Raw genomic sequence first — 14,141 nt, 5'->3', positions numbered from 1 at the left:
TCCTTTCGTATTGTATGATTCGGATTAGGGTTGTACTGCAATTTCGATTCTCTTCAAAATATAATCAAATATCATGGATAGTAAGGCAGCTGGTATGGCGCCAGCCAAAATAAGATCCTGCCTTGCCATAGCTATGCCCCTAAAAATAATATCTCCCAGTCCTCCCGCCCCAACCAAGGCTGCCAAGGTGGCAACACCGATTACCATAACGGTGGCAGTACGAATACCAGCCATGATGATAGGCAGAGCTAAGGGAATCTCGATCGTAAATAAGACTTGGCGAGAAGTCATTCCCATACCAGTACCGGCATCAACAACGGCTTGGTTAACACCCAGTATTCCAGTATAGGTATTACGTAAAATCGGCAGAAGAGCATAAATTGACAAGGCCACGATGGCCGGGCCAAAGCCAATACCGAAAAAAGGTATCATAAAGCCTAACAAGGCTAAACTGGGAATGGTTTGAAACACCGAGGTTATGCCGATAACGGCTTCGGCTAATTTCCGTTTTCGCGTAAGTAGAATACCAAGGGGTAGTGCAATCAGGTTTCCTATAAATAAGGCCACCAAAGTAAGCTGGATATGTTCCCAGGTTCCTATCATGATCTCGGGCCAGCGATTTTGCAGCATGACTAAAAAATTATTGAACATCATAATCCCTCACCTCCGACTGGAGCGACTTCATTATTGTTGCTGCGCAATTGATTTGCCATTACATCGACTAAGGAAGCTCTGGTAATAAGTCCTTTTAGTTTATGACTTTCATCAAGCACCGGAAGAAATGCTATATGGTTGTCGCTAATTAAATTGATCGCATCATCTAGCTGCTGGGAAATTCTTACCGTCGGCACCTCTTTGTTCATTACGTCTTCCAATACCATATTCTCATTGGAAAAGTTCTTTTGAATTTCTCCCACTCCAGCAACTCCCAAAAATGTTTTATTTCTATCAATGACGAGCAATGAATCAATTTTATATTTTCTCATCTTCGTAAGGCTTTCTGCCAGGCCACGTTTAGGGAATGAACTAATCGGTGGAATCATAACTTCCTCAATCGTGGGCAAAGATTCTACTGGATTCATACGCTCAGCACCAAAAAAGGTTCTAACAAACTCATTAACAGGATGGCGTAAAATCTGCTCTGGCGTATCAAATTGAATTAATTTTCCATCCTGCATGATACCAATGCGATCTGCAAGTTTAATGGCTTCATCAATGTCATGGGTAACAAATACAATGGTTTTGCGGATTTTAGTTTGCAAGTTTAATAACTCATCTTGTAATTGCTCCCTACTAATGGGGTCAAGTGCACTAAAGGGCTCATCCATGAGTACAATGGGCGGATCGCCTGCTAGGGCTCTAATTACACCTACGCGCTGCTGCTGACCACCACTTAGTTCAGCGGGAAAGCGGTTCTTGTACTCTTTGGCAGGAAGTCCAACCATTTCTAACAACTCATCTACCCGTTTGTCGCACCTTGCCTTATCCCATTTTTTCAGTTTAGGTACAAGTGCAATATTTTTCCCGATTGTCATATGGGGCAACAAACCGATATGCTGTATCACATATCCAATATTTCGTCGCAGTAGCACAGGATCTTGGTCGCCTATGTCTTGACCATGAATCAAAATAGTGCCTGATGTCGCCTCAATCAACCGATTGATCATTTTCATTGTAGTGGATTTTCCTGAACCACTTGGACCAATCAGGGCAATAAACTCACCTTCTTTAATGTGAAGGTCAATCGTATCCACAGCGTGAAAATCATCGTTATATATCTTACTGACATTTTTAAAAATTATCATAGTATTCTCCTCTTTCTTGCCACCCGCACACTTCATTCCAACGAATTTCCCATAAAACAGTATAAAGAGGCAGTTAATACTACCCCTTTATACTTTAGTTAGGTTTTTTTTTAGAGTATTTTTTTAGTATTTCCAAGGCAGGGCTGTTGCTAGGAATAGCTCATAAGTAATTGTATCTATTTGATCAATCGTACAATCCACAGTAAAACAATTGCCCCGATCGTTGCCATAGTGATTTCACCGATTGTTCCATAGGCACTTAAACCCATGAGGCTGAACAAGAAGCCACCGATAAATGATCCAATTATACCTACGACTAGATCGCCGATAAGACCAAATCCACTGCCTTTTGTAATATTTCCGGCTAGCCATCCAGCAATCATTCCAATGATTAAAAACCAAAGCATACTTGCCCCTCCTTTTTTTGCTGAGTGAAAAAATCGATCCCTTTATTCTTAGAATTTAAAAGTTGCTCCCAAACCAAAGCGGTTTCGATCGCTGCCATGGTCGGGCATAAAGGCAGTATAATCAACATTGATATCCACATTTGGAGCTACGTTCACATTGGCACCGACTTGAGCTTCTGCAAAGTCACTGCTGCCAACCAGAGATGCATAGCCATTAACGTTAGGAGCCAAGGAAGTACTGTACGCAGCACCTAAATAAATACTCGAGTCAGAATGGTAATCCCGGCTGCCAATGATGGCTCTAATAGTATTGGTGATAGCGTACTGTCCATAGATATCGTGTTCTTGGAGACCTAAGGTCAGATTATTCGTTAATTTATGTTCTATATAGAACGAATCATGTAAGTAACCGACAGCAGTTTGACCATTTGCCAGATTGTTCATTGGAGCGGCAAAACCTGTGCCGATGCCGAAAGCGAAAAAAGCGGCAGCAGTAAGTATAATTTTTTTCATATGTAAAAACTCCTTAAATTATTTTTGTTAAACTGGCATTTAAAGATGAGGCTTACCGAAATCGAAATGCCGTCTTTGCAATTGACTCATCTAAATCATCCCATAGGATTTCCGTTCCTATTTTGATATCATACCACCTGCGTCCTCTGGTTTCTTGAAGCTGTCTGTATTTTGCCATGAGACCATCTCTTTTGTCCCCAAGATGGTCTACATGAGAAAGATACTCTATCTTCATATCTGACTGAACTTCAGCAATTCTAGATTTCATTGCAATCAATTTAGCATCATATTGCACTAAATTTGCACTCATATTATCCATGTATATATTACGTTCTTTCATTTCTTGCTCTCCCTATTGTGTGCTTATCACCTATTGAACAGTAACTAACAACTAGGAAAACTTATTCAATGGTTTCAAGGGATTGCAATACATCGCCAGAAAAGTTAAGTTTTTTGGTTCCATAAATCCAAGCTGTGCCATTTCCATCTATGCTGTTAGGCTTACCCCAACTAAGACGGATCTGTTCTTTTGTCATACCTTCCTCTACAATGGAGCTTTCAATTGCATTCCATACCTCTTGAGACCAGCCGAAAGCTAACCGCGGATCTTCCATAAATAAGGCATCTTGCCAAGGAGGGCTTTGTGTCAAAGTACTTACCGATACATTGGTATAGCTATAAGCAATTGGCAAAATTGCCTTTTCCCCATTTACAGTGACAATTAACCAGATGGGTTCTTGGGATTGATTACCAGCATAAACATCCACGACTGTAGCAGGACCGCCAATAGGAGTAGAGATGCTCGTTGGTATTGCATACGAACCTGGATCATATACGCCTGTCAGCTCTCTAAACTTAGGATAAATGGTTTTACCCAAGAACTGTTGTCTGGCATTCACAAGATCGGCTGTTAGTACTAAGCCTTCTAATTGTCCACGCATGGTGCGTCCAACCAATTTTTCCCCAGTGTCATTTACCGTCATGTAAGCCATATATTCATTCTGGCTATTACCAGCCGGAAAGGATACGATATCAGTAACGGTAACTTCTTTGCCGACATGACTAGCATAGGGAAGGCGAAGGGAACGATCCCCTTGAAATCCCTGCTCTGCCTGCTCGACTCCAAAGATTTCGTAGCCAGCAGCTTGCTTATCAGCTGGCAAAGCAAGAAAAGTGAAGCCATTTCCTGTCCATTGGGGAGTTGTTAAATTGACGGATGGTTCGGCAGCACTCGCCGTCCAGACGGAACTAGTGGCCCCCACCAGGATCAGACTTACTGTTAATAATAAGCGTAAAATCATTTTTTTCATTTTTATTTCCTCCTACATTTTAGTTTCTACTATGACACCTATAGAAATTTGCATTTATCTACTAGCTGATCATTCTTCTATCAAAGTAATATCTATCGTCCTACTGTTGAATCTTCAAAGGATTGTCCTTAATTTCTTTTAGTTCTTCTTTGGCTTCTTCCACCTTTTCTTTAGCCCTTTCTAAGACATCCTTAGCTTTCCCAGAAAGTTCCTTGGCAGAGGCGGCAATGTTCTCCCGCGTTTCCTGTCCAGACTTAGGTGACAAAAGTACGCCGGCAACTGCCCCAACTGCCAACCCGATGGCAGCTCCAATCCCTGTATCTTTTACTGTTCTTCTTTCCTGCCTCTTATTGAAAGATTTCTTTCCTTTTTCAATTAGATTCATAATCGACATATCTCTACCTCCAATATTTTTGTATGTACGTTTAATTTAATTCCTTAACCTGGAAATAGTGGATTCCTCTGACTGTAATACTTGCTTCGAGCCCCTTGTCGGTCAATTGATACATCCAAGTATCAGGAGCCACAGAAACAGCGCCTTCTAATGAATCCCCGCCTACACCGTCTGTCGCAGCAACAGTAGCCTGCCCGCCCATATCCCAGCCGTTATTGGTAAAATCCATGAGAGCCTTTTCAGTCTTAAAGACAAAAAGTACATCATATTTTTTTACTCCCAGCCCAAAACCAACCTGCACATCGTCTGCTCCCATGAAAATCTCTTGCCCTGTGCTGTTATTGACTGCCATGCCCTTACCGCCCCCGCCGCCTAAAAATACTACTTTAGCGTCGGTGATAGTGAAGGCAGCATATCCTGCTGCGTTTGCAACAGCGTCTCTCGCCTTCGGTTGAGCACTATAAACCTCGCCTAAGGTTTCATTGGTTACATCCCGGATTTTCTGACGCTTCTCTTCAACGGTCGCCGCGCTCACCACGGCGACCGTCATTGCCATCAACACCGTCAATATGGTGAAGGTTTTCATAAATGTCTTCATACGCATAATATAATCTCCTTTATATTGCCTAAATCGCATCATCGATCCGGCGGAATATAGTACTTAAGGTTATTTTTTTCTTGCAGCTATAAGGCCTTTCACCATTCATCCAATGTTTTCTTCCATCGGATAACTCCCCCAAAGCTTTTACTACTTATTAACTATGCAATAACCATGCCACTCCTATAACTGGTATATATTCACATTGGGCCCTTGATCATCAAACAAGCATTGAACCGATTCGTTCAACAAAAACGTACAACATTGTACGTAACGGTTCATTTAAGCAGAAAAAATCACACCAAAGACTCCCTCACAGGTTATCTTTGGTGTGATTTTAAAATTCTATATCCTGACTGCTATACCGATTGCCGATATAGCGGAAACTCAATGCGAAATGTCACTTGCTGGTTAGAACTAAAGACTTGAATTGTACCGTTATGAGCATTAACAACAGACTTTACAATGGCAAGTCCCATGCCTAGTTTCGTACCAGACTTTGAAGAGGAGAAAAAGGGCTCAAATATTTTCCCTATGATGTCATCAGGAATAGCAGGTCCATTGTTGCTAATCTCTATTACAGCGCGATCTTCTACACACGAGGTAGTAATACGAATCTCCCTTGCGCCTTGATCAACGCAAACAAAGGAGTCTATTGCATTCACCAAAATAATGATTACGATTTCTTCTAAACGTCTGCTGTCACCCCATACCATAAGGGAGTTGTCGCAACTGTTTTCACGCAATTGAATGCCGTGGGCTCTTAATCTTTCTTGAACCAGAATTAATACCCGCTGAATCATTTTCTTTACATCTACTTCTTCTGGTGCGTCAGACCAAGCCTTATTTACCGAATCCTGCATCCATTCAACAATACAAGTTATATAGCCAGCCTGTACCGAAATCTTCCGGCAGCTCTCAATCACCTTTTCTATACTCGTTTCTTTCCCCTTATCATACCAATAAATCATACTATCTGCCATAATTTTCAAGGCTTGCAGCGGTTGATTAATCTCGTGGGCCACTCCTGCAGCCAGGGCACCCAAGGAAGCTACTCTTTCGATTAACGCCACTTGCTTTTCTCTTTCACGTCTTTCACCTTCTGCCTTTTTTTGCTCAGTAATATCTTCCGATATTTCAACAACATAACCAGGCTGAGGACTGTACGCAGAAATGGAATACCACTTGTCTTGCTGATCAAAATATTGCGTAAAGTTCACTGGCTCCCCGAACAAGGCCACATTCAGATATGCCGCCATACATGGAAAGCCTTCTCCAGTCAACTCTTGAAAAACCGCTGTCACTCGTTTGCCAATCAGTTCACTAAGGGAACGGCCTATATTTCTTCCATAGGCAGAATTCACTTTTATATATACGAGATCAACAGGGTCTTCTGCCTCGTCAAGTAGTACCTTGTAGTATACACACCCATTGGGCATGTTATCAAACAGATCTTGGTATCCGACCTGACTGGCAGCTAACTCTGTATCTTTGCCAGCAACACTATTTTTAGAAGGATCAGCAATTTGCACAACCCTCTTGTCTTCTATGATTTCTTCTGATTTTTTATCTGCAGCAGTTAGGTTTTCTCTTTGTTTATCCATCTATGAACCGCCTCATTTCCAACATTTTAGAGTATCATTAGCTACTTGGTTGCATGAGCTGTCGGTCTCCAGAAAATCTGGTTATCAACAAAAAAGCTGCAGATCCCAGACTATCGCTTTCCCTTACAATTCACTTCAAAAAAATTACATATATATACATTCGACATCTTTTTAATCTTCTCCTACATGTCCCACTAAATAATATACTTTTCTGGCTGGATAAAAACCGCTAACGCATCTCCCTAAAAAAAAAATCAAACCGCGAGATACGAAGTTTACAACTTCGCGGCCTTCGCGGTTCATTTCTTTATAGAACAACTATAATATCTATGCTGTTGGAACTATAGCATTCACAGAATCGGTTTGTAACTGGAGAGGCTTCTTGGCTGCCTTTTTTCGTTCCAAACGACAGTAAAAGGAACGCCTGGAGATTCCTAAATGTTTAGCCGCCTCCGTCTTATTGCCATGACACATTTCTAGAGACTGATGGACAATCCGGTCGATAAAGTCTTCCAAATCAATCCCTGTTGCAGGTAAGAAAAAACGATTGGGATCAATGGGCAGAGAGTCGGAAGATATTACAATTGGGATTGGGGATGATGCCACCTTCTGCTGCATATTCAAATTCACATGCATGGCTTTAAGCTCTACATCGTCATACATCAGCACTGCCAACTCCATTGCATTCCTGAGCTCACGCACATTTCCCGGCCATTCGTAAGCCAATAATAGATCAACGGCACTTGGGCTGATACGAAGAAAGTGCTTGCCTTTTTCCTTGGCAAAATGCTTTAGAAACATCTGCGCAAGAGGAATAATATCATCCGTGCGCTCGCGAAGAGGGGGAATGATTAAATGCCCCACTTTTAGCCGAAAAAACAAATCCCGGCGGAACGTCCCCTCTTCTACCCGCTGCTCCAAGTCCGCATTAGTAGCACAAATAATCCTCACATCTGTTTTTACTTTCTTTAAACCGCCAACGCGATAAAATTCCTTCTCCTGTATGACTCTCAGCAATTTCCCCTGCAGCTCCAAAGGTATTTCACCCACCTCGTCCAGCAGCAAAGTACCGCCTTGCGCCACATCCAGTTTCCCTTTTTGCCCTTTCGTTAGACCACCGGTAAAAGATCCGGGCTCATAACCAAACAGCTCACTTTCAAATAAATTGGCGGTGAGCGCTGCGCAATTCAAATCAATAAAAGGTTCCTGGGTAGCCATGTCACCATAATGAATCATTCTTGACATAATTTCCTTACCCGTTCCTGTTTCTCCTTGGATAAGCACCGGTATGGATCGATCTTCATGAAATATCTTTGCCAACCGCATAATCTGGTTCATTTCTGCGGAGAAAAATCCTATCGTATCGAGCCCAGCTGTTTGGGATAGTACCTTTTTGAGCCTGGCTACTTCACGCTGAGTCTCAGCTGTTGCAGCCTGCACTTCTTCACCGAACCGCTCAGTGAGCACTTTATTCTCGCGAAGCAAGGAATGATGTTCCGCAATCCGATCCGTAATCGCCGCCAATTCAATTACGTTAACCGGTTTTAATAGATAATCATACGCCCCTTCCCGCAAAATATTGACAGCTGAACCTCGATCATCATAATTGGTAAACAAAACAACATCTGCTTTTTCACCAGGCAGGGCCGTTATACGATGCAGTAAATCTTCCCCCAGCTTTGCCGGCATTCTTATATCAGTTAATACCATGGAAAAAACACCTGCAGTATAGGTGGCATATGCTTCATCCACGTCGCCTCGTTCCGTGACATGATGCCCCATTTCCCGCAAGAATCCTGCAATCCCCGCTCTGCTGTCCGTAGCATAATCAACAAGTAAAATGTTCATACTACACTCCTTTCTCCCACTGGCCCCCTTGTTCAAGGGTCTTTATGGGAATACTGCCGTCAGTTTACGTATGTACATCTTAGACAAAATTGTGAAATACATCGATACCAGTTACAAATTTTCTATCACAATTACTCTAGCTCTGGGACTAGCCTGCTAATTTTGTTCATCATCAATTACTTATGCAGTAAACGTGCCAATACCCTTATCACCGCAGCTCCCTTGTATGGCAGGAAGGGTTGTACGTTTACGAATTACCTTTACGCACACATTGCACGAATCCGTTCATTCCATCAGCGTAGTGCTTATTATACTTTCTAGTTCTGCAAGTTTGGTGGTTACTCCTGCAACCTATTTGATCATTGATTATCGGCAGAGAGGTGTTTTATAAATGCAGAGATATCGTAACGGATAGTTCTCCTAACTAGGAACACTAACTTTAGAAAGACAGCCCTGCAGCAATGAAAATTGGTGCAAGGCTGTCATTCCTTGTAGGCATGATTTGCTGCTTTCATAATCTGATCCCAAGTCCACTTGCAGGGGCTTGATTCCATGGTCAGTGTAAGCTCTTTTTCTGCCCGGGTCGCTGCGGTATAGAGCCAGCGGGGGTTACTCCTAAACGCATCTTGGTGGACAAAGACTTTTTCCCATTGACTGCCTTGGCTTTTGTGAGCAGTGATGACGTAGCCGTAGGTTGCAATGGACACCTCTTTGGACAGTTCAAATTTGTAGGTAATAGGGTTTTTATTGTACCAGTCATCAGGAAAATGCTGATTGACCTCCAGAAATTGCGCATGATAAACAGAAGACTTCTCTATGGCAGGCAGGAGAAGAATCTTGTGATTATAGTTCATAATGAGATAAGCCCGAACAAAGCTGGGAGAATCTTTGGAAGTTCCTTTGATGGGAAGAACCTTCTCTGTAATGATGGTGACTTGCTCCAAAGTCATTTTATCGCCATTGACGAAATAGGTGCCATTGCCGATAAAGAGGATTCGATCCCCCTCTTGGGGTTCATCCGTTATCTCTTTGCCGAATTTGACCTCACGGGCTTTTTGATTGAGGATAAGCCTTGCCTTGTTGGTGCCAATGATGAAGATGCTGTTTTCATTATGAACGACGGACTGGAGAAAAGCTCTGGCGGTGGCTTGCTTGCCTAATATCTGTACTTCTCCTCGGGACGCATTGGGAATGACGACTTGCTTTAGATTTCTGAGGCAGGTTGCATAAAGCAGAATTTCACTGCCGGCTCCCTGCCGTTTGACTTCGGTGAGTTCAAAATTTTGGTTGCGCAATATCTCTGGATCATCGCCCACGGGTTCGAGTTGGAAGCTGTCCCCGAAGAAGATGACCTTTGCATGGGCAGGCTGAACCTCCTTGATGAGATCGGCGTAGACAGTTTTACTGATCATGGAGGATTCGTCAACGAGAATGACATGGTGAGCTTTAAACTTGACACTGGCTATCCATTCACCAGTATCAGCATCAGGTGAACCATACAAGGTGGAGTGAAGGGTTTTAAAAAGAACCTTGATTTCACCGAATTTGTCCTTTAGTACCTTGACGGCTTGGTTGGTAGGGGCTGTAATGATGCACTCTTTGCCTAGAGCCAGTCCATATTTGACGATGTTTTCAGCGATGGTCGTTTTGCCAGTCCCGGCATAACCGGAAAGGATATATACCGATTCCTGACTGCTGCATAAGAAGGAAGCGATTTCCTTGAGGGCTGTTTCTTGATGAGCCGTATAGGTTATAGGATGTTTGCGAAGATCGAGAATATCAACCTGTGGTATGTTTGGTGGGGTGATTTCTTCCTTGCCTTGTTCCTCCCTTTCAATAGCAGGTTTTGCACTGGCTCTTTTTTGCGGTTTCGGTTCAGAATGAAATGGCAGTGAAATGAGTTCAATCTGCTTCATATCGGCCTCCCTTTCAAAAATGATGATCGATCATTTGCTGTGCTTTGTCTAAAAACACACTGACTGCCTCTAATTCTTTTGCGCTCAAGCCCTCCAAATGCGCAAAAATATAATCGTCTTTCTCCAAGTGAAATGCGTTATGAGCCTGATATGCGGCCTCTCCCCGCTCTGTCAGGTATACTTGAACACGCTTCTTATCTAAAGGATCTACCACTTTGCGCACATAGCCGCTCTTTTCGATCTTCAAAACACTTTTCGAAACAACTGCCCGGGTAACACCAAAATATCGTGCAATTTCAGAAATAAACATGCCTGGATGATCGCCGATCGCCCTAATCATGTGAATCTCACCTCGATATAGAACGATACCATCACCAAAATCCAGCTGTTTCATTTTGCTGTTAGCAATTGTTTCAATCAACCGCATAAACTTACTCATCGTTGCATATGATTTTTTCTTCATGACCTTATTGTATCGAAATTCAGTAACTATAACAACTGTTACCGCTGCCAAATTATAGAAAAGATCATGATCTATATCATAACATCTCGTTGACAAACGTATTATTATTTGCTACGATGAGAATGAATTTCATACTGTTGAGATAGGTGCCCTCAGGGGCTTAATAGGGAAGTCCGGTGAAATACCTGCGGTCTTTATTTCATTTTGTCCCGGCTTAGTAGAAGCTGTTTTTTTTTAACTCATTTGTATGCCAAGCATACAAATAAAATTTGAAAGAGGTGTTTATGATGGAATATCCTACCCATAGTCCAAGAAAATTTATTGGAATGCTGCAACAGTATAGAGAAACACAGCTCCTATTCGCTGGCATTTCCCTTAAGGTATTTGATTACCTAAAACATGATACGTCGGCAGAAAAAATCGCGTCGATGACCGGATATGATGAAAGAAACCTTACACTCTTTCTAAACAGTCTGGCAGCAATCGGTCTACTGGAAAAAAACAATCACCAATTCCGAAATACACCAGAAACAGAGTTGTTCCTCAATCAAAACAGCCCTTACTATTTAGGGGAATATCTGACCTTCTGGAACAAGATGACAGGACTCGACCAAGTGGAAGAACTGGTTCGCCTCGGACCCGATCCAGCCATTCAAGAACAGAATCAAGGCAAAGAGCTATTTGATTTTCGCAAGCTAGCACGCTTAACAGCAGTAGAGGCCCGTACAGGCCGCGTTCAGTCATTTTTGCGCGCTGCCGCACAATTCGTAGAGCCTACTGCCCCCCTTCGGATTTTGGATCTTGGCGGAGGGTCAGGAATGATGGCTATCGAATTTGTCCGCCAGTTCCCTTTGGCTTCCGGCGTCATTTTTGAACAGCCCGGAGTGGCCGATGTTCCTGAAGAGTTTGTGGCAGAGGGGCATCTGGAACACCGCCTATCCATCATGCGCGGTGACTTTATGACTGATCCCATCGGTGGCAATTATGACCTGATTATCGCGTCGGGAATCTTAGATTTTGCCAATGCAAATCTAAAAGAGCTGACCGCGAAAATAGCACAGGCTCTCACCCCTTCAGGCTATCTTTATCTGGTCAGCCATAGAGTAAGCGACGACTATATATCGCCAAAAGAATCCATTGTTGGCTGGCTGTCGAGTCATCTTGCAGGTCTTGACATCTTACAAACCAGATCGAACATTGAGCTCGCCCTTACAAGTGCAGGTTTTCGGAAAACGGAAATCAAACCATTGGATGGTGCTATCCAAAATCTAATGGGCGAATTTTATACACTATCGAAGTAAATTTCTATAACGTATTACAGGAGGCATTTCGTGAATAAAAAACTGTTACTCCTTCTCGTTCCCTTACTCCTATCCACTGGGAAAAGCTATGCTGAAACGGCAGATTCTCATGAGTTTGACATGCCGGAAGTCGTCGTTACCGCAACGAAAACGGTAATGAACATTCAAGACGTTCCTGCTGCCGTTGAAGTGATCACCGCGGAAGACATCCAGTCCTATGGAGCACATATTCTAAAAGATGTGATCGGTTCCGCAGCCGGAGTTAGCATCATGAGAGCAAACGGACGGGAAGCTCTTTCCATTCGAGGATTTGACGCGCGTTATTCCATGATCTTGATCGACGGGAAACGAATTCCTGCAGAACCGGACCCCTATTATGAGCTGGACCGAATCTCCCTTGAAAATGTAGAGCGCATTGAAATCGTTCGCGGACCGGTAACTTCCCTGTACGGTGCGGATGCCCTTGGCGGTGTGGTTAATATTATTACAAAAACCGCATCAAAGGAAACCTTTACACTGCGGCTCAATCAAGGCGTTCTGTCTCGTACAGGTGACCGAAACGGGCGTTATTCCTTTACCTATGACTCCGGGAAACAGGAAAAATTCGGCATGACTCTTTCTGGCTCTTATTCTGATTCGGATGCATCCCTTAAGAGTAACGGAACAACCTATTCCCCTTTTGGCGAGCGAAAGAATATGAACGCCCGCTTTGAATACTCTCCTACAGACAAAGAAACTCTTACCTTTACGGCCTCACGTATGGAAGAAGATACTCGAGAATATGCGATCCTGCAAACCGCAATGGGGAACGTTCGTACCGATGTTCGCGATAATAACGACCGCAGTCAATATGCCCTCAGCTATACGAAAGACCTGTCTGATGGTGAACTCTATTTCAATGCCTACCGCTCCGTTTGGGATAAATACAATGACACGGTTAACCGGACAAGCGGGCAATACATAAACTCGGTCTATGGTTATACCACCATATCCGGTCTGGAAGCCCGTATTAGCAAAAAAGTATCAGACGATCACCTGCTAACCTTAGGCGGTGAATATCGCCCCGAATTGTTTCGCGGTACGGGAATTCAGACAGGACAAGGAACCTTCACCAAAGTATTTCATGGCAAAGTCTATGAAGGTTCTGAAGTCAAAACCAACTATTCTGCCGTCTATCTGCAGGACCAATGGACTGTATCCCCGAAACTCCTTGCCGTAGCATCGGCTCGCTATGACGACAGCAACAAGTTTGAAAGCAATGTGAGTCCCAAAATTGGCGTGACCTATACTCCCGAACCGGGCTGGCGCGTGAAGTTTAACGCGGGACAAGGTTTCCGGGTTCCTTCACCGAATCAATTGTACCTAAAACTGAATGTCACAAGAAACGGAAATTTAGTCAGTCTCCTTGGAAATCCGTCTCTAAAACCGGAAGACTCCACCTCCTATGATCTGTCTGTTGAACGGGATGTCGGCAACGTGAAGAGCAAACTGACCTTCTTCACCAGCAAAATCACAGATATGATCGATGAGGCTTGGGTCGACTCTGCTACGGTCAAATACCAGAATATTAACCGTGCGACGATTCAGGGAATCGAAGGCGAAATCTCTGTACCTCTATCCGACCGCTTATCCTGGTCCGGCAATTATACCTATCTGGATGCTACCAACGACTTGACGAATACTAGGCTCTACAACCGTGCACGTCACAAGCTCTCTTCCCGTGTTTCCTATCGCCAGTCAGAAACGCTGACTGCTAACCTGTGGGTGGATTCCTATCTGCATTATTGGTTCCAGCCTGCTGCCAACATATCAACCAATACATCTTATACCCTGTGGAATATGAATGTAGAAAAACAGCTTACGAAGAACCAAACGCTCTTACTCGGCATCGATAATATCTTCAACCACAAGGACGATGCCCTATCCTTGCCTGGAGCCTTTATTCACGTAGACTTAACAATGAAATTATAAAAAAACTTAAA

General features: G+C 43.3%; 15 protein-coding genes. 3 read left to right on the top strand and 12 right to left on the bottom strand.

All coding sequences use genetic code 11. The features are described from left to right. Window positions 1-24: 24 nt before the first annotated feature. The 10 genes from FR7_RS02490 to FR7_RS02445 form a co-directional block, all read right to left on the bottom strand. Window positions 25-654, bottom strand: coding sequence for an ABC transporter permease (locus FR7_RS02490; protein ID WP_007951882.1), 630 nt, complete (start codon window positions 652-654; stop codon window positions 25-27). Beyond that, window positions 651-1,805 (bottom strand): ABC transporter ATP-binding protein, encoded by a 1,155-nt coding sequence (locus tag FR7_RS02485; protein WP_007951880.1) that lies wholly within the window; start codon window positions 1,803-1,805, stop codon window positions 651-653. The genes FR7_RS02490 and FR7_RS02485 overlap by 4 nt, the downstream gene beginning before the upstream one ends. A gap of 176 nt (window positions 1,806-1,981) precedes the next feature. Further along, window positions 1,982-2,212: a GlsB/YeaQ/YmgE family stress response membrane protein gene (locus tag FR7_RS02480; protein WP_007951878.1), complete on the bottom strand. Its 231-nt coding sequence runs from the start codon at window positions 2,210-2,212 to the stop codon at window positions 1,982-1,984. A gap of 48 nt (window positions 2,213-2,260) precedes the next feature. Beyond that, window positions 2,261-2,725, bottom strand: a complete 465-nt coding sequence (locus tag FR7_RS02475; protein ID WP_007951876.1) for a hypothetical protein — start codon at window positions 2,723-2,725, stop codon at window positions 2,261-2,263. Between the two features lie 52 nt (window positions 2,726-2,777). Further along, window positions 2,778-3,065 (bottom strand): sll1863 family stress response protein, encoded by a 288-nt coding sequence (locus FR7_RS02470; protein WP_007951873.1) that lies wholly within the window; start codon window positions 3,063-3,065, stop codon window positions 2,778-2,780. 61 nt (window positions 3,066-3,126) lie between these two features. After that, complete coding sequence (locus FR7_RS02465; RefSeq protein ID WP_007951871.1) at window positions 3,127-4,035, bottom strand: hypothetical protein; 909 nt, start codon at window positions 4,033-4,035, stop codon at window positions 3,127-3,129. Window positions 4,036-4,135: 100 nt separating this feature from the next. Continuing rightward, a complete protein-coding gene (locus tag FR7_RS02460) occupies window positions 4,136-4,429 on the bottom strand; it encodes a YtxH domain-containing protein (RefSeq protein WP_007951870.1) in 294 nt (97 codons plus the stop codon). A gap of 31 nt (window positions 4,430-4,460) precedes the next feature. Then, a complete protein-coding gene (locus tag FR7_RS02455; RefSeq protein WP_007951868.1) occupies window positions 4,461-5,033 on the bottom strand; it encodes a YSC84-related protein in 573 nt (190 codons plus the stop codon). A 353-nt stretch (window positions 5,034-5,386) separates the two neighbouring features. Next, window positions 5,387-6,631 (bottom strand): ATP-binding protein, encoded by a 1,245-nt coding sequence (locus FR7_RS02450; protein ID WP_007951866.1) that lies wholly within the window; start codon window positions 6,629-6,631, stop codon window positions 5,387-5,389. 327 nt (window positions 6,632-6,958) lie between these two features. Continuing rightward, window positions 6,959-8,479, bottom strand: a complete 1,521-nt coding sequence (locus FR7_RS02445) for a sigma-54-dependent transcriptional regulator (RefSeq protein WP_007951864.1) — start codon at window positions 8,477-8,479, stop codon at window positions 6,959-6,961. A 226-nt stretch (window positions 8,480-8,705) separates the two neighbouring features. On the opposite strand from FR7_RS02445, the gene FR7_RS24095 reads away from it, so the two are divergent. Then, window positions 8,706-8,870 (top strand): hypothetical protein, encoded by a 165-nt coding sequence (locus FR7_RS24095; RefSeq protein ID WP_237769483.1) that lies wholly within the window; start codon window positions 8,706-8,708, stop codon window positions 8,868-8,870. Window positions 8,871-8,961: 91 nt separating this feature from the next. On the opposite strand, the gene FR7_RS02440 is transcribed toward FR7_RS24095, so the two are convergent. After that, window positions 8,962-10,395, bottom strand: coding sequence for an ATP-dependent DNA helicase (locus tag FR7_RS02440; RefSeq protein ID WP_007951862.1), 1,434 nt, complete (start codon window positions 10,393-10,395; stop codon window positions 8,962-8,964). A gap of 13 nt (window positions 10,396-10,408) precedes the next feature. After that, on the bottom strand, window positions 10,409-10,954 hold the full coding sequence (locus FR7_RS02435; RefSeq protein ID WP_237769482.1) for a MarR family winged helix-turn-helix transcriptional regulator: 546 nt from the start codon (window positions 10,952-10,954) through the stop codon (window positions 10,409-10,411). A 188-nt stretch (window positions 10,955-11,142) separates the two neighbouring features. Here FR7_RS02435 and FR7_RS02430 point away from each other — a divergent pair, with 188 nt between their 5' ends. Then, window positions 11,143-12,159 carry a methyltransferase gene (locus tag FR7_RS02430; protein ID WP_007951859.1) on the top strand — a complete coding sequence of 339 codons (1,017 nt, stop codon included), beginning with the start codon at window positions 11,143-11,145 and terminating at the stop codon, window positions 12,157-12,159. Between the two features lie 30 nt (window positions 12,160-12,189). Beyond that, window positions 12,190-14,130: a TonB-dependent receptor plug domain-containing protein gene (locus FR7_RS02425; protein ID WP_007951856.1), complete on the top strand. Its 1,941-nt coding sequence runs from the start codon at window positions 12,190-12,192 to the stop codon at window positions 14,128-14,130. The last annotated feature ends 11 nt before the right edge of the window (window positions 14,131-14,141 follow it).

The organism is Pelosinus fermentans DSM 17108 (assembly GCF_000271485.2).
In the GTDB taxonomy this organism is placed as follows: Bacteria; Bacillota; Negativicutes; order DSM-13327; family DSM-13327; genus Pelosinus; species Pelosinus fermentans.
This window is presented reverse-complemented; position numbering and strand designations above follow the sequence as displayed.